The sequence below is a fragment of the Cellulomonas sp. GbtcB1 genome, assembly GCF_019091725.1.
In the GTDB taxonomy this organism is placed as follows: domain Bacteria; phylum Actinomycetota; class Actinomycetes; order Actinomycetales; family Cellulomonadaceae; genus Cellulomonas.
This window is the reverse complement of record NZ_JAGXJG010000584.1, coordinates 1-235: the sequence shown is the minus strand read 5'-3', so window position 1 is coordinate 235 and position 235 is coordinate 1. Positions and strand designations below refer to the sequence as shown.

At 73.2% G+C, this 235-nt stretch carries 1 protein-coding gene; it reads left to right on the top strand.

Features of this window, described 5'->3' with window-relative positions; all coding sequences use genetic code 11:
* Positions 1–38 precede the first annotated feature (38 nt).
* Positions 39–235: hypothetical protein (locus KVT14_RS21465; RefSeq protein WP_217617395.1), on the top strand; the 197-nt coding region annotated here is incomplete at its 3' end.

Below are 235 nucleotides of genomic sequence, written 5' to 3'. Positions count from 1 at the left end.
AGATCCGGTCCGTCACCGCGGAGCGCCGTTGGGGTCCGGTGACCTGGGGCTTCGGGGCGATGGACGTCACGACCCAGGTGCTGAGCTTCCAGCGCAAGCGGATCCCGGACATGGAGGTGCTCGGCTCCGGGCTCCTCGACCTGCCGGCCCGCACCCTGCCGACGACCTCGGTCTGGTGGTCGGCACCCGTCGAGGTGCTGGGGCGCGCCGGCATCACCGTCGAGGCCGCTCCGGG